The following is a 24,154-nucleotide window of genomic DNA, read 5'->3' as shown; positions in this document are numbered from 1 at the left end:
CACCTCTTTTATTGTTTATTTATTTTTATAATGCCTTCTTTATTAATTTTAGTTTTAAAATCCTTAGATAAAGTATTTATATAGTCTATTTTTTCAACCCTTTTATTCCCAGTTAAAGGAATAGGTCTTCCATTTACTATAGAACAAGGTATAATCTCTATGTTATCAATATTCTTTTCATTGATATTTATCTGAGCAATCATAGTTGTTGAAGTTAATTGATCTCTTGAGCCAAATACAAAATTTCCCAAACTATAAATTATAGGTTTTCCCTTATAGATTTCAATACCTTGTAACACATGGGGATGATGACCCATTATTATATCTGCTCCTGCATCTATGGCCTTTCGAGCCAGCTGAATTTCCTGTTTCCTCGGCACAGTACTTCTCTCTATGCCCCAATGAACAGATAAAATTACTATATCTGCTTCTTCTTTCATTTCTTTTACTCTATTTAATACTTCTTCAATATGAGGATCATAAGCTCCAACTATACCAGCTCTTTTACTAGTAGCGTACCATCTTACATCAGGAACGACTCTAGAAAAAGATAAAACACCTATCTTTAATCCATTTCTCTCAATTATAGTTCCCTCTATAGCTTCTTTTTTATTCTTTCCTCCTCCAGCATGTTGAATCTCATATTTATCCAAATGTCTTAAAGTATCTAATAATCCTTCATATCCAAAGTCTAAAGTATGATTATTTGCTAAAGTCACTACGTCTATTCCTGCTTCTTTCATAGCCTTTAAATTATTAGGATGAGACCTAAAATTAAATTGTTTATCAGGCCATTTTGTCCCTCTAGTAGTAATACTGGTTTCTAGGTTTCCTATAGTTAATTCACTTTCTTGAAAGTATTCCTTTACCATTTCCCAAGGATATCCTAATCCATTTTTTTCTATCTGGCGTCTTACACTACCGTCCATCAGTAAATCTCCTACTAATGTAATAGTAAGATTTTCACTTTGATTAACTTCTTCTGCTTGTATAGGAACTCCATTTATCAATATTGTTAAAATCAAGAGCAATAGAAACCCTTTCTTCATCTTTACCTCCTATTTTATATTGTTTTAATTACAATAAGATTCCTTCCAAAATCCTTAAAAAATTTAATCCTAGTACCTTTTTTATAGTTTCTTCTTTATACCCTCTTTTTATAAGCTCTTTTGTTACATTTGAAGTTTTTGTACAATCTTCTAAATCTTTTAATCCACCATCTCCTAGATAACTATTAAAATCAAATCCCAATCCTACATGATCTTCTCCAGCTATGTCTAATAAATATTCTAAATGCTCCATATAAGTATTCAAGCTCTCTTTGTCTATATCTTGAGTAAAGTAACCATTTAATCCAATAACACCTTTAGTGTTGACTATAGCCTTTACTTGCTCATCAGTTAAATTTCTTGGATGGTTGTACACAGCTTTAGCATTGGAATGAGATGCTATTATTGGCTTTTCTACAATACTGATTACATCCCAGAATCCTTCCTCGTTTAAATGAGATACATCAACAACTATATTAAGCCTTTCCATTTCTTTTACTGCAGCTTTTCCTAAATTACTCAATCCTCCTATTTCATATAGACCAGAAGCAAAATAATTTCTATGATTCCAAGTTAAAGTTCCACATCTTAAACCTAATTCATGAAAAACACTAAGTAAAGAGATTTCATTACTAATAGGTTCTAAACCTTCCATAGAAAGAACTAAACCTATCTTATTCTCCTTTAGAACTTTGTTTAAATCCTTTTTATTTTTTATAAGAATAGCTTCTTCTGTTTCTTCTAATTCTTTGTAGATATCTCCTACCTGAGTTAATGCTTCTTTTAGCGATCCTTCTGGATGAAGGTTTTCAAATAGATTAATGAAAACAATATTGATTCCTCCTTCTTTTAACAAAGGTAGGTGATCCTTTATAAAAGGCTTTTTATTATATTGTCTATTTTTGAACATATATAAAGGTATATCTGAATGACCATCTATCACTATACTATTCGCATGTAAGTCTAAATAATTCATTCTTTCATCTCCTTAAAATAATTTAACAATATTATATATGATGTTTGTTTATAATAGTATTAATTTTATTTTCCTTTTTCAGTTAAAACAGATGTACAATGAGGAAATTTATAATTCCCTTTTTATTATAAAATATACCCTTTTTTATCCTAAAAAAACTCTGGTCCTTTACGCCAGAGTTTCTCTACTAATTTTTTTATTGTTTTTTCTTATATATACCCGTTAACATTAGAGCTATAGCTCCATCTCCAGTTATATTACAAGCTGTTCCAAAACTATCTTGTAATGCAAATATTGTAAGCATCAAAGCAGCTCCTGACTGGTCAAAACCTAGAACACCTGTAATTAAACCTAAAGAAGCCATTACAGTGCCCCCTGGAACTCCCGGTGCTCCTACAGCAAATATTCCCAATAAAATTATAAATGTAATCATAGACGATAAAGTTGGTAGTGTACCGTACAGTAATTTTGATACTGTCATTACAAAGAATGTTTCTGTTAAGACCGAACCACAGAGGTGAATAGTTGAACAAATAGGTATAGTAAAGTCAACGATCTCTCTATCTAATATTGAAGATTTTCTGGCACATTCTAAAGCTACTGGTAAAGTTGCTGCACTAGACATAGTTCCTACTGCCGTTAAATAAGCAGGACCATAGTGTTTAAATACATCTTTAGGATTTTTCTTAGAAATTAATCCTCCTATACCATAAAGAACTCCTAGCCAAATAAAATGGCCTGCTATAACTATTAAAATTACACTAATGAAAACAGGAAATTGTTTTGTAATACTTCCTTCATAGGCTAATCCTGCAAAAGTAGTAGCTATGAATATAGGCAATATAGGTATAACCATCCTTTTTACTACTGCCATCATTACATTATGAAATTCAAGAAATATATTTTCCAAAGTTTTTGAATTGGTCCATATAATCGTAAGTCCCATAACTATAGCTAATACTAAAGCAGACATAACTGGCATAACAGGGGAAATATTAAGTTGAAAAACTAATTCTGGTAAAGTTCTTAATCCTGCTGGGTCACTTACTATATTTAAACTAGGAATTATTATATAACCAGCTATTGTTGATAATAAAGCTGCTCCCACAGATGAGAGATATGCTATTGCTAAAGCACTACCTAGCATTTTACTAGCATTAGACTTTAATTCTGTAATTGAAGGTGTTATAAAACCAATAATTATTAAAGGTACACAGAAAAAAATAAATTGACCTAAAATGTGTTTTATGGTAACAATAATACCAACTATGCTTTCGTTTACTAGTAACCCTACTCCCACTCCTATAGCTACTGCTAAAAGAAGCTTAATGATTAAGTTGTCTTTAACTTTACTCATTGAATCTCCCCTCTTTATTGTATTTTGATATAATTAATTATTGAATTATATCCACAATTATATTATCTGCATAGGAAAGACCGTCTTTGCAAAGAATGCCTACATTTTTTATAGTTTCTTCTATAGAACTACCGATTATACCAATATTAGGCTTTACTATAATATCTTCTAAAGCTAAATAAGCAGATAAAACGGCTTCACCTGCTGAAGTAGATAGTTTAAAAGCACAAGTTTCTTTGGCTCCGTCACATATCATTCCAGTTAAATTAGATAACATATTCTGAGCGGCACCACTAATTTCCTCGTCAGTACCTCCAAGCATCCAAGTAATACCTGCACTAGCACCTATTCCTGCTGCTATCGAGCAACCACACATAGCAGATAATTTTCCAGTATAAATCTTTACATATTTGTTTATTACATGGGCAAGAAATATAGCTCTAAGTAATTTTTCTTTCTCTATATCATTTTCTTCAGCTACTACCATTACGGGAAGAATTACTCCTAATCCTTGATTACCACTGCCAGCACTAGTCATTATCGGGCAATCTCCACCACCCATTCTAATGTCTGCAGAGGCGGCAGTTAAAATTCTAGCCTTAGTAGATGCATCTCCATATATTTTACCATCTTTTTGTAGTTTATACAACGCAGCACCTAATTTTAGTCCTTTTTTTCCACTTATTCCATTTTCAGCTGCCTTTCTGTTCATAGCTATTCCTTCCTCTATAAATGATATATCCTTTAAAGGAATTTCTTCTGCTATCTCCCTTATATCCTTAAAATTCATCTCTCTTAATACGCTATAAGAAGTTCTCTTATTTTCTTTCGATTTTCCTTCATAGACTATGGTTTCATTTACTATAACTTTATCTATATGATTGTGACTATCCTTTAATATAACTTCTACTTTATTGTTAGTACCTGCTAAACATACTTCCACATAAACATCAGGACTTTCTTCTAAGTAATTTACAGTTACTCTCCCTTCATCTATTATTCTATGAGCTGTATGAAGAGAATTTTGGTTTACATTTTTTAAAACCAAAAGACCATCATCTGAATTTCCTTCTACTACTCCTAGAACTGCTGCTAAATCTAGCCCCCATTCTTCTGTATTTGGTATTATAACAGATTTACCATTTTTAAATATGTTTTTACTTACTAAAATATTCATCTTTTCCATAGGTACATTTAAATATTTCTTTCCAACTGCAGCAGCATAGGCTACAGCTACAGGTTCTGTACAGCCTATGGCGGGCACCGTTTCTTCTCTAACCATATTTAATAAGTAACTTTTCCTATCTTCATATACCATGTGATCCACACCTTTCCATTGTTGGAGTTAACTTATAACAATGCAAATAATGTGCCACTATTTAATTTTAATAAAAAACTCCTATAATTAGCCATAGGAGCGAGTTTTCATATAGATTCAAAAAATTTAACTTTATATTTATTTTTCATTATTGCAAATAAATAGGGTATTTATTAATAGGACTGGCTCATAGATTGTTTTAGGATCTATTTGCAATAATGCAAATTATTTCTCATTATTGCAAATTATATTTTGTAAGCTTTCTATATAAAGTTGATAGATTAATATCTAATAATTCAGCTATAATCTCTTTATCTTTAGTTGTAGAGCCATATTCTTTAAGATAATTTTCTAATATTCTTTTTTCATAGTCATCCATAAACTCTTTCAATGTTTTCTTGTCAATCCAATCTCCACTATTTAAACTATATAAGTAATCTTTAATATTTAAAGGCAAAGCACTAAAGGGTATTTCTTTTTCTTTAACTATATTGACTAAATATTCTACTGTATTTTCTAATTCTCTAATATTTCCTGGCCATGGATATCGATGAAAGGCTTCTTCTAGCTCTCTAGAATAAAATTTTTCTTCTTTTTCTAATTTAATGCAATTCTTTCTAAGCAAATTTTGACTTAATAGGTCTATATCTCCTTGGCGTTCTCTCAAAGGAGGTATATTTATGGGTATTACATTTAGTCTATAATAAAGATCCTCTCTAAATTCTCCATTAGATACCATTTCTTCTAAATTTCTATTAGTGGCTGCAATTAATCTAAAATTAATATTTATAAGTTCTTTGCCTCCTACTCGCATAAAAGCTTGCTCTTGTAATGCTCTTAACAACTTAGGCTGAAGATGAATAGGTAGATCACCTATTTCATCTAAAAATAACGTACCTCCATTAGCTAACTCAAACTTACCCATCTGTCCTTCTTTTTTTGCTCCAGTAAAAGAGCCACCTTCATAACCAAAAAGTTCACTTTCTAAAAGATTATCAGGAATAGATGCACAGTTAATGGCTATAAATGGTGCTTTTTTTCTATCACTTTCGTAATGAATGGCTCTAGCAAAAAGTTCCTTGCCAGTACCGCTTTCTCCTCTTAGTAGGATAGTAGATTCACTAGAAGCAATATTGCTAGCAATGGATTTAACTTCTAATATTTTGGGACTATTTCCTATTATATCTTTAAATGCTATCCTGCGTTCTCCTTCTATAAGTTTATATGCACTTCTTACCATATCAAAGGTTTTATGAACCTCTAATATAGAGCTAACCTTATTTCCTTCTAAAACTACAGGGATATTCCTTATTATAAAGCTCTTTTTTTTATTCCCTATTCTTATCTTTTTTTCTATAGATAAAGTTTCTTTTTGGTCTTCTCTTAAATGAGGAAGTATATTATCTATGTTATTGTTTATTAATTTTTCTTTATCTATCTCTAAATATTTCTCAATCTTTGAATTGACAAATTTTATTTTCCCATCTTTATCAGTACATATAATGCCTTTATCTAAGCCATCTATTATCATTCTCGTTTCTTCATTCTGAATAGTAATATCCCTTATAGTTTCATTATAGTTTACATTTCCAGCCAACAGATCCCCTAGCTTACTTAAAAATACTAAAAGACATTCTCTCTTTTCTTGTATCTTTTCTTTTTGTTCATTGTTAAAGGCTATAAGCCCAATTACTCCAAGTAACTTTTTCTTATTTAGTATTGGATATCCTAATGTAGCCATTTCAGCACAGTTTCCTTTTAAACTACAGCTAATACACTGCTTACTTACATTTGGTTTATCTATTATTTCTGGTTTTTTAGTTTTTGCGACTACTTCAAAGGAGCAACTATTAGGAAGTCTTTTTCCTATAGAATCTTTATATTTACCAGTAGCAGCAACTCTATACATATCTTCATCGATTATTGTTACGTCTACATTCAACACTGCTGCTATGGCTTCTGCTACTTCTTGAACAGAACTTTGTATCCTAAACAAACTCATTTTCTTCACTCCTTTTCTATTATCTTCAGTATAATACATTTTGCAGCATTTGTGAGTAGAAAAATAACACTTTCTTTTGAAAGTGTTATTTTTCTACTACAATTCTATTTCTCCCCATCTGTTTCGCTTCATATAAAGCCTTATCTGCTTTAATTATCATATAATTAATATCCTTCTTTGATTGAACTAAGTCCATCTTTGCAATTCCTATACTGACAGTAATATTGACACTAATATCATTAACATTAAATTCATAGCTTTCAATCTGACTTCTCAGCCTTTCTGCTATTTTTTTAGCAATCTCTAAACTCGTGTTTGGGAGAAAACATATAAACTCTTCTCCACCAAAACGTATTAACACATCATTGATTCTAATATTTTTCTTCATTATATTAGATACTTCTTTTAATACTATATCTCCAATATCGTGACCAAAAGTGTCATTTACTTTCTTAAAATAATCAATATCTACCATCAATGCCGAAAGATCTTCTGTAGAATTATGATTACTCAATATTTCTTCAAATCTTTCTTCTATAAATCTTCTATTGTATAATCCTGTTAAAAAATCGGTTTTAGCCTCTTCTTCTTTTACATTATAGAAATGCCTTAAAGTTTCATTAGCTACTTCCAGTTCTTTGTTCGTAGATTTAAGCAGACTAAATAATTTTTTATTTTCTATAAATGCAAGAACCTGTCTAAAAGTAACAAATATAGATACAAGTATTATTCCTATCATAATACTATTTAAATCCTTAAAATTAAATAATAAAGTAATCAAAAGAAAAACAAGTCCTATATAAGGAATTAAAGAACTAACAAAATTATGTTCTATAGTACTATTCCTTATATTAATTTTCTTAAATCTTCTGTTTTTTTCTCCTGATAATGCTATAAATAGAAGTGTTAAAGAATATAAGGGTTCCAATAATTTTGTCTGTATATCTATTCCATAAACATTTCTAACTAAATTAGTTAAATTTAACCCTAATTCTAACAAAAATCCTAACATTAATAATAGAAAAATATCCTTTGAAAAAATTTCATCAGATCTGTTGAATCCATAAATGGCAGCAAAAAATACTCCTATATCCCCTACAGGCATAAGAGTCAATATCAATAAAGATCTAAAGCTAACAACATTATTAAGATATATTGGTTCTGCAATATAATACCATAGAAATGTATTAAAAGCCGCCATCACTATAAATGTATCTAGTAAAATTCTTACTCCCTTACGTTTATCCTTACTCCCCCTAGATAAAGATAAAAGTCCTATTAAAAATAATAAATATTTAACTCCAAAAATATAATAATTCCATTTTATATTTGGTACTGAGGCTATTCTGTCTATTCCATAATATATACAAGAAATTTCCCCTATAATATAACTAAAAGGAATTAAGCATAGAAAAAACCAATAATACTTTTCATAATTTTTAGCCCTTCTAGTCGTTGAATATAAGGAAACAAGAGCAATGAAACTTCCTATTATACTCATAATCTGTCCTATATGTTGACTTTTATATGTATTATTATCTACTAAAAATATTAGTAGATACCAGAAACAAATAAACATAGGTGTTAAATAAAACATAAACTTTTTAGTCTTACCTTCCAAGTCTACGCACCTCTATTCCCTTTATCTATTCATTATAGTATTATAATTATACAATAATTAACAAACTAGCACCATATTGTAATTTATATTTTCATAAACTTTTAACCTACTATTTTTCTATGGTATAATATAAAATCATATTAGCATGAGCTATAATAAATATTCTTATGTTCAATTTTGAAAAGTAGAACCTGAATACTACCTTTGAAAGGAGAAAGTTGAAATGAAAAAAAGAAAAGACTGGAACGAATACTTTATGCAAATAGCTGAAATAGTTGCAACTCGTTCTACCTGTGATAGAGCAGAAGTTGGATGCTTAATTGTCAATGATGATCATAGAATTGTATCTAGTGGATATAATGGATCAATTTCTGGAAATGATCACTGTGATGATGTAGGACATACTATTAGAGATGGACATTGTATTGCAACAATACATGCAGAAATTAACGCTTTAGTATATTGTGCTAAGGAAGGTATCGCAGTGAAAAACTGTACCGTATATGTAACCCATTTTCCATGCCTTAATTGTACTAAAGCATTAATACAAGCTGGAATTAAACAAATTTATTATAAAAATGATTATAGAATTGATGATTATGCTGTAGAATTGTTAAGAAAAAATAATATCCAATTTATAAAGATATAAATAATCCACCCAATTTGGGTGGACTTTAGTTTTTACATCAAAGCTTCCTTAGCTAGTCTATCAGCTTCCTCATTGTATTCTATTCCGCTATGGGCTTTTACCTTTACAAATTCTACCTTAAGTCTATCTTTAATTGAATCATAATAAGCCTTATAAGCTTTAGTTCCATCCTTATTTGTTTTCCACTGTCCTGTAGCCCATTGTTCTATTCCCATATAATCATAATGAAGATATAAAATATCTTTCCCTTTCTTAAGAGCCACTTCCATAGCAACCATAGCACCTTTAATTTCTCCAGATACATTTCTCATTTCCGCTAGGTCCTCATTACTTTCCTTACCATTATAGACTTCCTTACCTTCCTGTGTAAAAACTACTGCTCCATAGCTATAGGTCATAGTCTCTAAATTAAAGCTTCCGTCTACATATGCAATCATTTCATTTTCCTTTAAATCTATTATTTCTCTTTTTATTGATTCTTCTTTATGTTCTATAAAATCAAGGGCTTCTTCATAGGTTGAAAATTTCTTATATTCTGCTCCAGAATAACCTCTTACTTGTGCCTCACATTCTTTCCAAGTTTCATATATACCCGTATTTTTCCCCTTTTTTACAGCATAATAGTATTTAGCCATTTTTTCACCTCTAGTTAATTAATATATACTATTATAGCAGTAAAAATGGCCGAGGAAAACCCAGCCTTTAGTAACCGCCTATCTTTTCTAATATAGAATATACATCCTTTTCGCTAACTTCTATTGGATTTGCAGGCAAACAAAAATCTTTCATTACATTTCTAACTATATTGTCCTTTTCTTTTTCAAATAGAGATTTATCGGTTCCTGCATCTTTTAAAGTTAAAGGAATGTTTAAATTTTCTTTTAAAACATTTATAGCCACTATTAAACTTCTTATTCCTTCTTCTATTGTAGAATGAGGAAATCCTAAGATCTCTGATATTTCTCTATACTTTTCCCCTGTTTCTTCCTTTAAGTCCCCACCTATACCTGAATTAAATTCTATAACATAGGGAAGAAGAATAGCATTGGCTCTACCATGAGGTATGTGCAGTTTTGCACCAATGCCATGAGCTATACTATGATTTAATCCTAAGCCTCCATTAGTAAAAGCAATTCCTGCCATACAAGAAGCATCGTGCATTTTTTCCCTTGCTTCTTTATCATCACCATTTCCATAAGCTCTTAATAAATATTTAAAAACCATTTTAATAGCCTTTTCAGCATATGAATCCGTAAAATTAGTAGCATTTCTAGATACATATGCTTCTATGGCATGAGTTAATACATCTAATCCTGTATCTGCTGTAATCTTTTGTGGTACACTCATAGTAAATTGACTATCTAAAATAGCCATATCTGGAATCATATTTTCGTCTACTAAAGGAATCTTTATATCTTTTTCTGTATCTGTTATTACAGAATATGCTGTTACTTCTGAGCCAGAACCACTGGTAGTAGGTACAGCAATAAGATAAGGCTTATGGATCTTTTCGTTATATATCAACGTATTTAAAGTTTTCATATAGTAATATAGTATTCCTTTAGATGTATCTAAAGATGATCCTCCCCCTAATCCTATTATTGCATCAGGCTTAAAATCTATCATAAGTTGAAGACCTTTTTTTACAATATCTAAGGAAGGATCTGGCTTAACCTCTTGGAAAAAGCTCCAATCAATATTTAAGCTATCCAATATAAATGTAATCTTCGTTAACATTCCCAGTTTTACCATAGACTCATCTGTTACTATAAATATCCTCTTTTTATCTATATTTCTCAAACTTTCTATGGAGTTAAATCCGTGGTATATTTCAGTTTTTTGAATAAATCTATTCAAGGTATTACCCCCATCTTAAACTATATATTTTTTAAATTTCTTTTGGTCTTCCATATCCTCTATTTATAATAAATATAGCTACTAAAACTGCTGTTATTCCAGCCGTTAATTTTCCAACTACTACAGGAAATATCATATTCTTAGCCACTCCTGCAGTAAATCCTAAGTGATCTCCAAAAACAAAGGATCCACTTACTGCAAAAGCAACATTTATTATCTTACCCCTGTTATCCATATCTTTCATTAAACCAAACATAGGTATATTATTTGCCAAAGAAGAAACCATTCCTGCTGCTGCAACTTCTCCCATGCCTAGTAATTTACCCATTCTAAGTAAAGGTTTCCTAAATACCTTAGTAATGAAATGTACTAATGGAAATGCTCCTGCCAGCATGAGAGCTATTCCTCCTACAGTTTGAATTCCCTCTGAAACTGGTGCCATACCTGGAATAACTACTATACCTGTCAAGGTTTCTATTATAATAGCAGCTAATCCTATAGTTATAATTATCACAACACCTTTTCCAAATGCTGTAAATCCTTTTATTATTTTTTCTGGTATTTTCCAAAGCCCAAGAACCAAAAGTAAAGATACTATTACTATAGGAACTAAGTTTCTCAGTATTAGTGATATTGGAAATCCTGCTACGATTCCTCCTATTAGACATCCAATAGGAACAGTGATTAAACCAGCTAAAATCCCTGTTGCTAAAAACTGGTGATCTTCTTCCTTTATTATTCCAAGGGCTACTGGAATAGTAAAAACTATTGTAGGTCCCATCATTGAACCTAGTATTAATCCTGCAAAAAGTCCTGCTTCTTCCGATTGAGCCAGCTCCATAGCTAGTGAATAACCACCCATGTCATTGGCTAATAAAGTAGTGGCAAACATTGCAGGATCTGCTCCTAAAGCAGTATAAATTGGAACTATTGCTGGTTTTAAAATATTTGCTAATACGGGAGCTAAGGACACGACTCCTACCATTGCCAAAGCTAAAGACCCCATAGCCATAATACCTTCTTCAAACTGCTGACCATATCCAAACCTATTACCTATAATCCTATCTATAGCTCCTATTGCCATAAATGCTACCATTATATAGACGATGATATCATTAATTCCCATAACCTACCTCCTCCTGCTACTGATTATTTATTGGGAAGTATGGTTTCTACTTCTCCATGAGGTCGTGGTATTACATGAACAGATATTAATTCTCCAACTCTTTCTGCAGCAGCAGCTCCTGCGTCTGTAGCCGCCTTAACAGCTCCTACATCTCCTCTTACCATTACTGTTACTAATCCTCCACCTATTTGTTCCTTTCCTATTAGCGTAACATTGGCTGCTTTAACCATAGCATCTGCTGCTTCTACTGCTCCTACTAATCCTTTGGTTTCTATCATTCCAAGTGCATTTGAATTTGTCATAGTCATTCCTCCTAATATTTAATTTTCTCATATACCTTAGTGATTAAATCTTCAACTGTTTTTTGATCATTAATTTTGAATTCTCTTATGAGAATATCTTTTATTTTTTCCTTTAATAGATCCTTTTCTCTACTTTGATCTTTAGAAATATCATCATATATAATAGTTATTCCTTGTTCTTCTAGTAAATCTTTAGCTCCAGGGGATATTATCATGGTTTTATCTATTAGTATTTCTTTCTGTCCTTCGGATATATATTGATTTAAATTTGTTGGAGATATTAATTTTTTGCCCATTTCCTCACCCCTTATCTACTTTATTAATTATTTAAAGAGATTTATTGACTTCCACTTCATCTATAATTCCTACTATAGTAGCATCTACAGGTGAATCCTTATTAAATAAAGCTCTCCTAGCAGAACTGCCCTTAACTATTAAAACTACTTCTCCTATACCAGCTCCTACAATATCTGCAGCCACCAAAGTATCTTCTTCTTTGTATGAATAATAGTCTATAGGCTTTACTATTAAAAGCTTTAATCCATGTAAAGATTCTTCTTTTCTAGTTGCCCATACATTTCCCACAACTTTGCCAATAATCATAAATATCTTCCTTCCGTCAACTATTTACCCTTTTAATCTCCCATCTATTTTCTTTTATCATATCCATAGCTAAAGAAGTTATTATAGTTTTTTCATTTACTAGTATGGTCAAATCTTTCTTTAAGTTGTATTCTTCTAGATCTATTTGAGTAATGAGATTTTTCTCTCTTAAATTTAAGATATTATTTTGATTTTTTTCTTCATTATATATATGGTTTGTTAAATCTTCACCTTTAGAGATAATCACTCCAAAGGATTTAATTTTCTCTATATAACCTTCCAACATATTATAAAAATTAATGTTGGTACTTTCTTTAAATTTTTTAAAATAAATACCTTCATCTAAGATAATTATTTTCTTTCCTTTCATAATTCCTTCAATAACCATGGTGGATACTAAACTTCCTTCTTCTCCTAAAGATATATCTACTAAATCCTTATTTGATAAGAAAGGGAAAATAATAGTTTGAAATGGATCTATGTCTTTATATTCTCTTGTAAAGACTATATTGCTCCAATCAGAAATTGCTGAACTGTATTTATATTTTTCATCCTCTTGCCCAATAAACAAAGTCTTTCTGTTTTCTTCTCTTATGTCTGTATTTAACCTTTTTAATACTTCTTCTGTTATTATTTTTATTAAATCTTCTCTATCCATAGTGTCACTCCCTAAGATAGCAATTCATTGCAATTCCTAAAGGAGTTACAAGGAAGGGATTATAAGGCTTTTCTGTGGGAACATGAACTTCCTTTTCAATAATCTTTTCAACCCCTTGTAAAGAACTGGTTCCTCCGACTAAATATATATGGTCTACAGAATAATCTTTTATATGTCTATAGATAATAGAAGAAACCTTTTGAATTACTGGTGTTACAATGGGAAGAATTTCACTTTGTCTCTTTTTATCTGTTTTAATTTTCTCAGCTTCTTCAAAAGTAATCTTATAATTACCTGCCAATACTAGGGTTAGGTGAGTTCCTCCTGTAGGTTCATCAGCTGTATATATTACTTCTTTATCTTTAAATATAGCTAATCCTGTAGTACCGCCGCCAATATCCACTATAACTCCATTGTCTATTTGGAGTACTGAATTAGCTGCTGTTGGCTCATCCAGAATATTCACTACTTCCATACCAGCTCCTTCTACTACATACTTATGAGTTTTTGTATTAGCTTTTTCTGTATGAGGTGGTATAGCAATAGCTGCTTTTTCTAAAAATACTCCCAATCTTTTTTCCAATTTTTCTTTCAATCTTTTTACTATGGTCAATGCTCCCATATAATCTACCACTAGCCCATCTCTAATAACTTGAGCAAATTCCATTTCGCAGGCTATAGGTTTCTTTTTTTGATCTAAAACTACCAATACTATATAGGCTGTTCCTAAATCTACTCCAACCAGTAATTCTTCATTTTTATTAAAGGAGGTAATCTTTTTCATGCTTTCTTCTACTTCTTTAATCAATTTGTTTACCTCATTAAAGTTCATTATTTTCTCCTTTCTCAATAAAGAATCTCACCATAGGTCTCTTTCTCCAAGGCTACTGCATTGGCCTCATCATAATCGATGTGCATACTAAGTTTATAATTTTTATTTGCTCTAACTACTACTTCTTCAAAGATAACAGGTCTTTTACTATTAATTTTTACTTTCACTATATCCTTATCTTTAACATTTAGCTTTTTTGCATCTTCTTCTGTCATGTGTATATGACGTTTAGCTACGATTACGCCTTCTTCAACTTTTAGCACATTCCTTGGTGTAGATACAAATAAAGCTTCTGCTCCATCTAAATCCCCTGATTCCCTTATTGGCGGTTTTATACCTAAAACTACTGCATCCGTTAAGGAGATTTCAATCTGAGTTCTTCCTCTTACAGGTCCTAATATGGCTACCCTTTGTATTGTTCCTTTTGGTCCTATTAAAGTAACCCTTTCTTTATACTGATATTGACCTGGTTGGGAAAGTTCTTTTACTACAGTCATTTCATAACCTTGACCAAACAAACTATCCATATCTTCCTGGGATAGATGAATATGTCTGCCAGAAGCTTCTACAGGGATTTTATTATAAGGATTATTATTAGCTTCTTCTATTACAATTTCACCATTCTCTCCCATATCGTCTTGTATAATCAGTTCTACGTTCTTTTTAGCCAAGTACTCTTTAGCAGAAGGAGTTATTATTGCTTTTTTATCTACTACATATTTTTCTGGTGTCTGTTTTTTGAACTGGACTCTTAGGGATTCCTCTGTTAATACTTTCATGAACTCAACTCCCTTTAATAAGGTTAGATTTCCAGACCATTTTCATGGTCTGGAGTCTTACTACTCACCTGGTTTTGGTAAGATTACTTCTACTTCTCCATGAGGTCGTGGTATTACATGAACGGATATTAATTCTCCAACTCTTTCTGCTGCAGCAGCTCCTGCATCTGTAGCAGCTTTAACAGCTCCTACATCTCCTCTTACCATTACTGTTACCAATCCTCCACCTACTAGCACCTTTCCTATCAATGAAACATTGGCTGCTTTAACCATAGCATCTGCTGCTTCTACTGCTCCTATTAATCCTTTGGTTTCTATCATTCCCAATGCATTTAAATTTGACATAGCTATTCCTCCTCTTTATTTACTTAGATAGTTCTTTTAATTTCTCTATAACTATTTTTGCTATTGTATCAACGTCTATAGACTCTTTCTTACATATATCTGGTTCTTCATAAAATTCTTCAAAACCTTCAATCCCATATGCCATTCTTCTTATATTGATTAGATTCATAGGTGTTACATTGTCAGAAGTTGCACTACCTCCTACTGCTCCTGAACCTAAAGTTAAAGATGGCGCTAAATTAGTTGTTATTCCTACTGCTCCTTGAGAAGAAGGAGTATTTACTAGTATTCTAGAAACTGGTTTGTGTAAAGCAAATTCCCTTATTATCTCTTCATTATTAGAATGAATGGATAAGGTATGCCCTAGTCCTCCATATTCTAGAAGTCTAAAGCATAATTCACAAGCTTCTTTCCAACTTTCTACAGTATAAAAACCTAATAAAGCTGTTAATTTTTCTTTAGAAAAAGGATACTCTCTACCTACTCCTTTTTCTTCATAAAGTAGGACTCTTGTTCCTTTAGGAATTTCTATACCTGCCATTTCTGCTATATCTTCTGCTGTTTTTCCTACTATCTTAGGATTAATCAAACCATTAGGATTATCCATTACTTTTAAAACTCTTGCTAATTTATCACCAAAAAGGAAATATCCTCCTTGTTTAACTACTTCTACTTTAACCTTTTCTTCTATAATCTTTTCAGTAATTATAGACTGTTCTGAAGCACAAATAGTTCCATTATCAAAGGTTTTACTACTAAATATTCTTCTAACTGCCTTTTCTACATCAGCACTTCTTTCAATATAGGCTGGAACATTTCCTGGCCCAACTCCTATAGCAGGATTTCCTGAACTATAAGCTGCTCTTACCATATTGGATCCACCTGTAGCTAATATAGTTCCTATATTCCTATTTTTCATAAGCTCATTAGTGGATTCCATAGTTAATATAGATTGACAGCTTATTAACCCTTCAGGTGCTCCATTTTCTACAGCTGCTTTACTCAATATTTCTACAGTTTTAGAAATGCATTTATATGCTCCTGGGTGAGGACTAAATATTATGGCATTTCCAGACTTTAATGCTATTAAAGTCTTATATATAGTTGTTGATGTTGGATTAGTGGATGGAATTAAGGCAGTAATTATACCAACTGGAGTACCTATCTCGACTATTTTCTTTTCCTTATCCTCTCTTATAATCCCTAGAGTCTTCATGTCTTTTATATAATCATATAGTTTGTCACTAGCTAACTTATTTTTTGCTGTCTTATCCTTATAGTTTCCAAATCCAGTTTCTTCACTGGCAAGGATAGCCAAGCTTTCAGCTTCTCTTGAAGCAGCTTTAGCTACTGCATCTACTATTTTATTTATTCTTTCCATGGATAACTCACAATATTTTTTTTGAGCTTCTTTAGCTTTTGATATTAAATTTCTAGCTTCTTGGACAGACAGTAAATCTTTATCTAACACTTCCATGCTACTCCTCCTTTCCCGAATATTTTCCTATGGCTGTAATAAGTTCATCTTTTTTAGCAACTTTAATTTCATTGTTATCCATATCTAAGCCATCTAAGTTTCTCGCTATTTTTCTAAGCTCAACAACCTTCATTGATCCTAAATTATCTAAATCTAAATTATTTACACTTCCTTCTTTCGTTTCTGTTGATTTGTCTTTAGATTTATCCTGTGAATTTTCTTCCTGTATATCTTTCTCTTTTTTAGTATTACCTTTTGAAGTATTTTCTTTTATTTTTTCTTCTTTACTTTTATTTCCATTTAATATAGTTTCAAGACTTTCTCCCGGTCTAGAAATAACTGTTTTAGAGACTACACGTCCTACCATATTAGCTGCAACCTCCCCTGCATCTACCGCTGTTTTTACTGCACTTACATCTCCTGTTAGAAATATACATACTAATCCTCCTTTAACCAACTCCATTTTGATAATAGTCACATTAGCCGATTTAGCACTAGCATCGGCTGCTTCTATAGCAGGTATATATCCATATGTTTCTATTAATCCTAAAGCTTTATTCTTCATTTTACATCACCTTTTTTAATAACTAATAGGGTTGTCAGCTACAAACTGAACGGCTTCTGCAAAAGCATCAGAAGCAGCTTTGCAAGCTGATTGACTTCCTGTTAATAACCCTCCGCCAAAGTTGGTCTCTGATGGTGGTCCATAAAAAGCTACCATTCTTACATCTGATGCCTTTAATGCTGCATCTAATGCATATATTGATTCTAAGGGAGGAGCTATAAGGTATGCTAATGCTTCTCCTTCTGATATTCCTGCAACATTGGATAAATATGACCCTGTTCTTGATATGGTATGAGCAAAATAAACTATGGAATCATCTTCATTTGCACTATAAAATGCCGCATCATTTTCTATATAGCTAATAGCAGCATTTAGACCACTTTTTACCTCCATTGGATTTGGTCCTGCCAATATTCCAATGACTTCTCCTGCTAATTTTGTATTGGCATTGGCAGCTCCCGCATAAAAAGATCTTGCATATACTACTTTTACATCAGCTTTTTTTGTGGCTTCATCTAAAGCTGTATAGGTAACATCATCACTATCCGTAGTTAAAATACCTATACTTCTAACATCAGACTCTAGTTCCAACTCTTTGGCTAAATCGGGGCTTACATTCGGTATAAGCTTAACGCTTAGTATTGTCGTTTGTAATCTATCGTTTCTCATATTTAAAACCTCCCCATTATAGTTTTAAATCTAATCCACTAGCTTTTTGGTCCAACATTTTTTTGATTACTTCTGCTATATAAGCTCCTGCTTCAACTGCTGAAGTCCCATTTTTATGGATATTAGATACTACAGTTCTTCTAGATTCTGGCATTCCCACTTTTGGTTTATATGCCATATAACAACTCATACTTTCCCCTGTAGCTAATCCTGGCCTTTCTCCTATCAGAACTATAATTACATCTGGATTTATTATTTCTGATAGAAAGTCCATAGCTGGAACTCTACCATGTTTTACAAAGAAAGGTGTTCCAGCCTTAATTCCATAGCTGTTCAATCCTTGAACTATAGACTTATAAGTATCTTTAGCATTGGTTTCTATGGCTGTAGAACTTAATCCATCGGATATATATATTTGCACTTGGGGATTCATTACACATTTTTCTTTAATAGTCTTTATAGCCTCTTCATCAAATCTTCTTCCTAAATCTGGCCTAGTCAGATATTCATCTTTATCTTTACACATAGTGTTGACTGAAAAAAGCTCCATATCTTCTATAAATTCATCAGATACATAAGTAAATACCGCATCCATAGCTACAGCATGGTCTGCCCTAAACCTTAACTGACTGAAGGTTTTATATCTAGCACCAGCTCTAGATATGCCAAGTCTAGCATCTGTATATTCTTTTAACTTTAAATAAGCTTCTCTATTTACAGGATTTTCTACATCCATTTCTTTTCTTAAATTTACTGCTGTAATATCTGGTATGTCTTCTTCATTACAGTTATCTTCTGAACAATAGTTAGAAATATTGTTACTTTTAACTTCTTCCTTGTCCTTAACATTAATTTCTCCTATTACTTGCTCTATAATGTTCCTTAATTGATTTTCAGTTATCATGTTCTTCCCTCCTTCATGGTTTTAGTCTTCTATTTTAAAAAGATTGAAGCGTCTCCAGCTTTTTTAGTCAATTTTCCATTCTCATAGATTCCCATCTTTTCAAGCCATATTTCAAATTCTCTTATAGGTCTTAATCCTAAAGTTTCCCTTAAAGCGGCTCCATCATGGTATCCTGCTGATTGATAATTAAGCATTACGTCATCTCCTTCTGGAACTGCTATTAAGTAATTTACTCCTGCTGTAGATAATAATACTGCTAGATTTTCTATATCGTTTTGGTCAGCTTTCATATGATTTGTATAACACACATCTACTCCCATTGAAATGCCTGTTAACTTGCCCATAAAATGGTCCTCTAATCCAGCTCTTATAACTTGTTTACTGTCATACAAATATTCTGGTCCTATAAAACCTACAACTGTATTGACTAAGAAAGGACTATATCGTTTAGCAAGACCATAACATCTGGCTTCAAGTGTTACTTGGTCTACTCCATGATGAGCATCTGAGGATAATTCAGAGCCTTGCCCAGTTTCAAAGTACATTACATTAGGTCCTGTACAAGTTCCTTGTCTTAATACTAAATCCTTAGCCTCATCTAGTAAGGCAGCAGTAACACCAAAAGCTTCATTTCCTTTTTGAGTTCCTGCTATACTTTGGAATATCATATCTGCAGGTGCCCCTCTCCTTACAGCTTCCATCTGGGTAGTTACATGGGCTAAAACGCAGTTTTGAGTAGGTATTTCCCATTTTTGTTTTACTTCTTCAAACATATTAAGTATTGCTATAACATTGTCTACAGTATCGTTTACAGGATTCAAACCTATAACTGCATCTCCTATTCCATAACTTAAACCTTCATACAAAGATATTAGTACTCCGTCTAAGTTATCTGTTGGATGGTTAGGCTGAAGTCTAATAGCTAAGGTATTTGGTCTTCCTATAGTAGTATTGCAATTAGCCAATACTTCAATTTTTTTAGCTCCATAAATTAAGTCTAAATTAGACATTAATTTGGCTACAGAAGCTATCATTTCACTGGTAAGCCCATTGCTTATACGTTTTATTTCCTTATCCGTAGTCTTAATATCTAGTATCCATTCTCTCAATTCTGCTACAGACCAATTTTGAATTTCATTATATATTCTTTCATTTACTGAATCTTGAATAACTCTGGTTACCTCGTCTTCTTCATAAGGAACTGCTGGGTTATTTCTTAAGTCCTTCAACAATAGATTGCTTAATACTTCTTTGGCTGCTACTCTTTCCGTTAAGGATTCAGCAGCAATACCAGCTAAATGGTCTCCTGATTTTTCTTCATTGGCTTTAGCTAATACTTCTTTAATGTCTTTAAATTGATATACAGTTCCGAAAAGCTTGGTTTTCAATCTCATCCTATTCACCTCTCTAATTTAATAACCAAATAATAATGTTTTAACTACTACAGGTACTACTGTTCCACTAGCAATAGGTTTTCCAATGTCTATATAGTCTCCATTTTCCACTTTTATTGAGTCTATACACACTAAATTTTTCTTGTGGTTAAGCTGAATATTAATATTTTGACCTAAAGCTTTAGCTAAATCATTTTCAAGAATTACAATTAACGGAAAATTACTTTGGACCATTTCTTTCATTCCTTTTGTTATAGCTTTAGCTAAAGATTGAACTTCGTCAAAACTAGAATTTCTAACGCCTTTCATTGCTAACCCTACTAATTGTTTTTCATTTTCTAAGTTAAACCAATTAATTTTATCTGATATGATTTCACTGATTCTTTCATAAGAACTCTTTTCATCTTCTTCTGTTAGTTTCAGTATGGGTATATTTTTAATGGGAAGTACGTCTTCGCTATAATAAATAGTGCTTCCACTAATATCTGTTGTATGAGAACCTGCCCCTACTACTGTGGCTCTAATGGTTTCTATTGGCTTGTATATCTTCTTTTCTTTAACCACCTTAGAGTTGAATATAGATTCTCCCAAAATTACTCCGATATCTCCATATTTAAAATCCATTTCTTCAGAAGCTTTTATATAATCAGCAACGCCTCCTGTAAAGGATATATATTCAATTTTATAGTCTCTCTTTAGATCCTTATTGGTAACTATGTATTCTAAATCATCAGAAGGAGGTCTAATGCCTACTACTTCTTCTAATAATACTGCCATTCTATCTGTAATTTTTTTAATCTTATTTTTATCTGCTGTATCTCCAATGTTAATTTCTAAGCCTATAGAAGTAGCCAATTTCTTAATCTTATCTGAGATATAAGAGATTTTATTGTTTTCTACCTTAATAAGTCGGCCTCCTATATCTAAACAAGCTGTATCTATTACTTCTCCATCTTTAAAAACAGCAATATTAGTAGTTCCTCCTCCTATATCTAAATTAGCTATGGTAGTAAGCTTCTCTTTAGAAAAAATGGCTGCTCCTGCACCTTTTCCTGCAATTATTCCTTCTAAATCAGGTCCTGCTGTAGCTACTACAAAGTCCCCAGCCAATCCACTTAAATTATTTAAAATTTCTTTGGCATTTTCTTTTCGAGCAGTTTCTCCTGTTATAATAACTGCACCCGTTCCCACTTCTTCTGGTTTAATATTGGCTCTTTCATATTCTTTTTCAATAATCTTTCTAACTCCTAATCCATCAATTTCTTTATAGGAAATAAGGGGAGTAAAATGTATATCACTTTTGTATATAACTTTTTTATCTACGATTCTAACTATTGGAATTGAAGCTATAGAAGCAGTATTGTCTATGGTAAGCTGGCTAAATACTAACTGAGTTGTAGATGTACCTACATCAATTCCTACACTTAGAATATCTTCACTCATTTTAGCCCTCCTTTCTAATTTTTATAAATAAAAAAAGCCATAATAGATCTTACAAACCTATTATGGCTTTTTTCTCCAACCAAAATACATCTTTATATTTTTTATTTAGTTTTAAAAATATTCTAGTTTTATTTTATCCATTCTACTACTTCATTAAAAGGTTTTCTAGTTTTCTGCCTACTAGGATCTTCCTTTCTGTATCCAAAGGCTACCATATAAGAAACTCCAAAATGTTCTCTATCTAACATTTCTTGTTTCTCTAATAAAGCTTCTAACTTCTCTCTATGAAATCCTTCGATAGGACAAGAATCTATTCCTAACTCTGCTGCTGCCGTCATCATATTTCCAAGGGCAATATATGTTTGTTTACAAGCCCAGTCAAATATGGATCTCTCATCGTCAAGAAGTTGAAAGTCCTCTTCTAAGAAGTTTTTATACCTATCTAATCGTGGATTTATCATATCCTTAGGTATATGTTGAATTTCTTCCATCATATATTTTATATACTTTGAATTATATATCATATCCGTTTTTTTCCTAGCTAGTACTATAATTAGGTGACTTAAACTTGGCATTTGTCTTTGAACACCCCAAGCTACAGAAAACATTTTTTCCTTTAAATATTCATTCTCTACTACAAGGAACTTCCAGGGTTCAAATCCGAAAGAACTTGGTGAAAGCCTACCTACTTCTAAAATTAGCTTTATATCATCTTCTGAAACTTTTCTATTTTCATCAAATTCTTTACAAGCAAATCTAAAATTATGAACACCTAAGATCTCATCATATTTTCTTCCCATATCCTAAAAGCCTCCTCTGTTTTCCAGTTTCCACTTAATATATACACTATTAATGCATTTGTCCTAATATTACATTTTAGCCCTAATCATATTGAATTTATTCCTAGCTTTATTATTTTCTTACCCCAATACTCATTTAAATATCAAATAATTTTCCTTTTAATACAGAATTAAGTATAAAAGTTATAATAATAAATCTTTGTCTTAAAAATAACACTTGTACAAAAAAAATAGGTTTCTCAACAAATTTCTTTTTTTAATGATATAATATATTGAGTAAATATATTATATCATCCAATTTTTCAGAAATTTAAATTTAGGGGGTTATACCAATGAACGTAAATTTAATAGGTGTACCAATTAATTATGGATGTGATAAAGAAGGGGCTCAATATGGTCCAACTAAGCTTCGAGAAAACAATATTGTTGAAGTAATGAAAAGAGGAGGACACCAAATCTATGACTTAGGAGATATAGATGTTCCATTTATTTGTCAAGAGGACAAGTATGCATGTCATGAAAAAATGAAATATCTAAGCCCTATAGCTGAAATAAATACTAATTTAGCCCATGAAGTTTATTGTTCTTTAAGTGGGAAAAGTTTTCCCTTCGTTATTGGGGGAGATCATGCTTTAGGTTTAGGAAGTATTGCTGGTTGTAGTAAATATTTCAAAGAAATAGCTGTTATTTGGGTAGATGCTCATGGCGATATTAATAGCTATGAAACTTCACCATCTGGAAATATTCACGGTATGCCTTTAGCAGCTTCTATGGGAATAGGACATCCTATACTTACTAATGTATATTTTGAAGGAACAAAGGTAAAACCAGAAAATGTTTATATTGTTGGTGCAAGAGACTTAGATCAAGGAGAAATAGAGCTAGCAAAGAAATTAAATTTGAATTTATATACTATAGATATCGTTAAAAACCGAGGGCTTGAAAACGTTATCATAGAGATTATAAATAAGATTAAAGATTCCAATGTAAATGGAGTTCATTTAAGCTTTGATATTGATGTATTAGATAAATCCATTGTTCCTGGTACTGGTACTGCTGTAGATAACGGTTTTAATGTAGAAGAAGGTAAATTTTTATTTGATAAGTTTTTAGGCGAAGGTTTTATTACATCTATGGACTTTGTGGAACTAAATCCTAAATTAGATGTAGATGATAGAACTACTAAAGTTTGTATTGAAATGATAGATCATATATTTAAGACTATATAAAGTATTTGAACCCTCCCCCACTTATAGAAGATGGGGGATTCTTTTTCGTAAAGAAGTTTGCTATTACTTTTCAACCTAATTACTTAGGAAGCCTTATTCTTTTTGGCGTGTCCAAGTACGCCCTATGCTGAAAGCAAGTGCTCACAGTTTACATTTATACTACCTTAATCCTTACTGGATTTAAATACTCTTCATTAAT

Annotated in this window: 25 protein-coding genes; 2 read left to right on the top strand and 23 right to left on the bottom strand. The window is 31.7% G+C overall.

Annotated elements, in window-relative coordinates; translation table 11 throughout:
* Positions 1–8: 8 nt before the first annotated feature.
* From KQI42_RS14580 to KQI42_RS14555, 6 genes are all read right to left on the bottom strand, one after another.
* Positions 9–1,049: a CapA family protein gene (locus tag KQI42_RS14580; RefSeq protein ID WP_216520955.1), complete on the bottom strand. Its 1,041-nt coding sequence runs from the start codon at positions 1,047–1,049 to the stop codon at positions 9–11.
* A 28-nt stretch (positions 1,050–1,077) separates the two neighbouring features.
* A complete protein-coding gene (locus KQI42_RS14575; RefSeq protein WP_216520954.1) occupies positions 1,078–2,025 on the bottom strand; it encodes a dipeptidase in 948 nt (315 codons plus the stop codon).
* Positions 2,026–2,221: 196 nt separating this feature from the next.
* A complete protein-coding gene (locus KQI42_RS14570; protein WP_216520953.1) occupies positions 2,222–3,382 on the bottom strand; it encodes a dicarboxylate/amino acid:cation symporter in 1,161 nt (386 codons plus the stop codon).
* 37 nt (positions 3,383–3,419) lie between these two features.
* Entirely contained in the window at positions 3,420–4,700 is a 1,281-nt protein-coding gene (locus KQI42_RS14565) for an L-cysteine desulfidase family protein (RefSeq protein WP_216520952.1), read from the bottom strand.
* Between the two features lie 235 nt (positions 4,701–4,935).
* Positions 4,936–6,702, bottom strand: coding sequence for a sigma-54 interaction domain-containing protein (locus KQI42_RS14560; protein WP_216520951.1), 1,767 nt, complete (start codon positions 6,700–6,702; stop codon positions 4,936–4,938).
* A gap of 85 nt (positions 6,703–6,787) precedes the next feature.
* The gene (locus tag KQI42_RS14555; RefSeq protein WP_216520950.1) at positions 6,788–8,323 is read right to left on the bottom strand and encodes a GGDEF domain-containing protein; all 1,536 of its coding nucleotides are present in this window, start codon (positions 8,321–8,323) and stop codon (positions 6,788–6,790) included.
* A 223-nt stretch (positions 8,324–8,546) separates the two neighbouring features.
* Here KQI42_RS14555 and KQI42_RS14550 point away from each other — a divergent pair, with 223 nt between their 5' ends.
* A complete protein-coding gene (locus tag KQI42_RS14550; protein ID WP_216520949.1) occupies positions 8,547–8,972 on the top strand; it encodes a deoxycytidylate deaminase in 426 nt (141 codons plus the stop codon).
* A 32-nt stretch (positions 8,973–9,004) separates the two neighbouring features.
* Here the strand turns inward: KQI42_RS14550 and KQI42_RS14545 are convergent, their stop codons facing one another.
* The 17 genes from KQI42_RS14545 to KQI42_RS14465 all read right to left on the bottom strand — a co-directional run bounded on the left by KQI42_RS14545 (position 9,005) and on the right by KQI42_RS14465 (position 22,726).
* The gene (locus tag KQI42_RS14545; protein ID WP_216520948.1) at positions 9,005–9,607 is read right to left on the bottom strand and encodes a ribonuclease H1 domain-containing protein; all 603 of its coding nucleotides are present in this window, start codon (positions 9,605–9,607) and stop codon (positions 9,005–9,007) included.
* 67 nt (positions 9,608–9,674) lie between these two features.
* On the bottom strand, positions 9,675–10,829 hold the full coding sequence (locus KQI42_RS14540) for a 1-propanol dehydrogenase PduQ (RefSeq protein WP_216520947.1): 1,155 nt from the start codon (positions 10,827–10,829) through the stop codon (positions 9,675–9,677).
* Positions 10,830–10,860: 31 nt separating this feature from the next.
* Positions 10,861–11,955, bottom strand: a complete 1,095-nt coding sequence (eutH, locus tag KQI42_RS14535; RefSeq protein WP_216520946.1) for an ethanolamine utilization protein EutH — start codon at positions 11,953–11,955, stop codon at positions 10,861–10,863.
* Positions 11,956–11,978: 23 nt separating this feature from the next.
* On the bottom strand, positions 11,979–12,257 hold the full coding sequence (eutM, locus tag KQI42_RS14530) for an ethanolamine utilization microcompartment protein EutM (protein WP_216520945.1): 279 nt from the start codon (positions 12,255–12,257) through the stop codon (positions 11,979–11,981).
* A gap of 11 nt (positions 12,258–12,268) precedes the next feature.
* Entirely contained in the window at positions 12,269–12,553 is a 285-nt protein-coding gene (locus tag KQI42_RS14525) for a hypothetical protein (protein ID WP_216520944.1), read from the bottom strand.
* A 31-nt stretch (positions 12,554–12,584) separates the two neighbouring features.
* Positions 12,585–12,860, bottom strand: a complete 276-nt coding sequence (locus tag KQI42_RS14520; protein WP_216520943.1) for a EutN/CcmL family microcompartment protein — start codon at positions 12,858–12,860, stop codon at positions 12,585–12,587.
* A gap of 16 nt (positions 12,861–12,876) precedes the next feature.
* Positions 12,877–13,518, bottom strand: coding sequence for a hypothetical protein (locus KQI42_RS14515; protein ID WP_216520942.1), 642 nt, complete (start codon positions 13,516–13,518; stop codon positions 12,877–12,879).
* Positions 13,519–13,522: 4 nt separating this feature from the next.
* Positions 13,523–14,350 carry an ethanolamine utilization protein EutJ gene (gene eutJ / locus KQI42_RS14510; RefSeq protein WP_216520941.1) on the bottom strand — a complete coding sequence of 276 codons (828 nt, stop codon included), beginning with the start codon at positions 14,348–14,350 and terminating at the stop codon, positions 13,523–13,525.
* Between the two features lie 14 nt (positions 14,351–14,364).
* Positions 14,365–15,129, bottom strand: coding sequence for a phosphate propanoyltransferase (pduL, locus tag KQI42_RS14505; protein WP_246566629.1), 765 nt, complete (start codon positions 15,127–15,129; stop codon positions 14,365–14,367).
* Positions 15,130–15,189: 60 nt separating this feature from the next.
* On the bottom strand, positions 15,190–15,474 hold the full coding sequence (locus KQI42_RS14500) for a BMC domain-containing protein (protein WP_216520940.1): 285 nt from the start codon (positions 15,472–15,474) through the stop codon (positions 15,190–15,192).
* A gap of 19 nt (positions 15,475–15,493) precedes the next feature.
* Positions 15,494–16,951, bottom strand: a complete 1,458-nt coding sequence (locus KQI42_RS14495; RefSeq protein WP_216520939.1) for an acetaldehyde dehydrogenase (acetylating) — start codon at positions 16,949–16,951, stop codon at positions 15,494–15,496.
* A gap of 1 nt (position 16,952) precedes the next feature.
* Positions 16,953–17,516, bottom strand: a complete 564-nt coding sequence (locus KQI42_RS21840) for a BMC domain-containing protein (protein WP_216520938.1) — start codon at positions 17,514–17,516, stop codon at positions 16,953–16,955.
* A gap of 15 nt (positions 17,517–17,531) precedes the next feature.
* A complete protein-coding gene (eutL, locus tag KQI42_RS14485) occupies positions 17,532–18,185 on the bottom strand; it encodes an ethanolamine utilization microcompartment protein EutL (RefSeq protein ID WP_216520937.1) in 654 nt (217 codons plus the stop codon).
* Between the two features lie 16 nt (positions 18,186–18,201).
* Positions 18,202–19,089, bottom strand: a complete 888-nt coding sequence (gene eutC / locus KQI42_RS14480; protein WP_216520936.1) for an ethanolamine ammonia-lyase subunit EutC — start codon at positions 19,087–19,089, stop codon at positions 18,202–18,204.
* A gap of 29 nt (positions 19,090–19,118) precedes the next feature.
* On the bottom strand, positions 19,119–20,483 hold the full coding sequence (locus tag KQI42_RS14475) for an ethanolamine ammonia-lyase subunit EutB (protein WP_216520935.1): 1,365 nt from the start codon (positions 20,481–20,483) through the stop codon (positions 19,119–19,121).
* Between the two features lie 18 nt (positions 20,484–20,501).
* On the bottom strand, positions 20,502–21,926 hold the full coding sequence (eutA, locus tag KQI42_RS14470) for an ethanolamine ammonia-lyase reactivating factor EutA (RefSeq protein WP_216520934.1): 1,425 nt from the start codon (positions 21,924–21,926) through the stop codon (positions 20,502–20,504).
* 128 nt (positions 21,927–22,054) lie between these two features.
* Entirely contained in the window at positions 22,055–22,726 is a 672-nt protein-coding gene (locus KQI42_RS14465; protein ID WP_216520933.1) for an NAD(P)H-dependent oxidoreductase, read from the bottom strand.
* Between the two features lie 332 nt (positions 22,727–23,058).
* On the opposite strand from KQI42_RS14465, the gene rocF reads away from it, so the two are divergent.
* Positions 23,059–23,955, top strand: coding sequence for an arginase (gene rocF, locus KQI42_RS14460; RefSeq protein ID WP_216520932.1), 897 nt, complete (start codon positions 23,059–23,061; stop codon positions 23,953–23,955).
* The last annotated feature ends 199 nt before the right edge of the window (positions 23,956–24,154 follow it).

The sequence above is a fragment of the Tissierella simiarum genome (assembly GCF_018917865.1).
Taxonomy (GTDB): Bacteria; Bacillota; Clostridia; order Tissierellales; family Tissierellaceae; genus Tissierella_C; species Tissierella_C simiarum.
This window is presented reverse-complemented; position numbering and strand designations above follow the sequence as displayed.

Excerpts from the sequence above, each read along its gene's own strand:
- KQI42_RS14575 (WP_216520954.1), bottom strand. The coding sequence starts at position 2,025 with ATGAATTATTTAGACTTACATGCGAATAGTATAGTGATAGATGGTCAT.
- eutC (WP_216520936.1), bottom strand. The coding sequence starts at position 19,089 with ATGATAACTGAAAATCAATTAAGGAACATTATAGAGCAAGTAATAGGA.
- KQI42_RS14515 (WP_216520942.1), bottom strand. The coding sequence starts at position 13,518 with ATGGATAGAGAAGATTTAATAAAAATAATAACAGAAGAAGTATTAAAA.
- eutH (WP_216520946.1), bottom strand. The coding sequence starts at position 11,955 with ATGGGAATTAATGATATCATCGTCTATATAATGGTAGCATTTATGGCA.
- eutL (WP_216520937.1), bottom strand. The coding sequence starts at position 18,185 with ATGAGAAACGATAGATTACAAACGACAATACTAAGCGTTAAGCTTATA.
- eutA (WP_216520934.1), bottom strand. The coding sequence starts at position 21,926 with ATGAGTGAAGATATTCTAAGTGTAGGAATTGATGTAGGTACATCTACA.
- KQI42_RS14520 (WP_216520943.1), bottom strand. The coding sequence starts at position 12,860 with ATGATTATTGGCAAAGTTGTGGGAAATGTATGGGCAACTAGAAAAGAA.
- KQI42_RS14565 (WP_216520952.1), bottom strand. The coding sequence starts at position 4,700 with ATGGTATATGAAGATAGGAAAAGTTACTTATTAAATATGGTTAGAGAA.
- rocF (WP_216520932.1), top strand. The coding sequence starts at position 23,059 with ATGAACGTAAATTTAATAGGTGTACCAATTAATTATGGATGTGATAAA.
- KQI42_RS14545 (WP_216520948.1), bottom strand. The coding sequence starts at position 9,607 with ATGGCTAAATACTATTATGCTGTAAAAAAGGGGAAAAATACGGGTATA.
- KQI42_RS14560 (WP_216520951.1), bottom strand. The coding sequence starts at position 6,702 with ATGAGTTTGTTTAGGATACAAAGTTCTGTTCAAGAAGTAGCAGAAGCC.
- KQI42_RS21840 (WP_216520938.1), bottom strand. The coding sequence starts at position 17,516 with ATGAAGAATAAAGCTTTAGGATTAATAGAAACATATGGATATATACCT.
- KQI42_RS14475 (WP_216520935.1), bottom strand. The coding sequence starts at position 20,483 with ATGAGATTGAAAACCAAGCTTTTCGGAACTGTATATCAATTTAAAGAC.
- KQI42_RS14500 (WP_216520940.1), bottom strand. The coding sequence starts at position 15,474 with ATGTCAAATTTAAATGCATTGGGAATGATAGAAACCAAAGGATTAATA.
- KQI42_RS14495 (WP_216520939.1), bottom strand. The coding sequence starts at position 16,951 with ATGGAAGTGTTAGATAAAGATTTACTGTCTGTCCAAGAAGCTAGAAAT.
- KQI42_RS14580 (WP_216520955.1), bottom strand. The coding sequence starts at position 1,049 with ATGAAGAAAGGGTTTCTATTGCTCTTGATTTTAACAATATTGATAAAT.
- eutM (WP_216520945.1), bottom strand. The coding sequence starts at position 12,257 with ATGACAAATTCAAATGCACTTGGAATGATAGAAACCAAAGGATTAGTA.
- pduL (WP_246566629.1), bottom strand. The coding sequence starts at position 15,129 with ATGAAAGTATTAACAGAGGAATCCCTAAGAGTCCAGTTCAAAAAACAG.
- KQI42_RS14525 (WP_216520944.1), bottom strand. The coding sequence starts at position 12,553 with ATGGGCAAAAAATTAATATCTCCAACAAATTTAAATCAATATATATCC.
- KQI42_RS14465 (WP_216520933.1), bottom strand. The coding sequence starts at position 22,726 with ATGGGAAGAAAATATGATGAGATCTTAGGTGTTCATAATTTTAGATTT.
- KQI42_RS14570 (WP_216520953.1), bottom strand. The coding sequence starts at position 3,382 with ATGAGTAAAGTTAAAGACAACTTAATCATTAAGCTTCTTTTAGCAGTA.
- KQI42_RS14550 (WP_216520949.1), top strand. The coding sequence starts at position 8,547 with ATGAAAAAAAGAAAAGACTGGAACGAATACTTTATGCAAATAGCTGAA.
- eutJ (WP_216520941.1), bottom strand. The coding sequence starts at position 14,350 with ATGAACTTTAATGAGGTAAACAAATTGATTAAAGAAGTAGAAGAAAGC.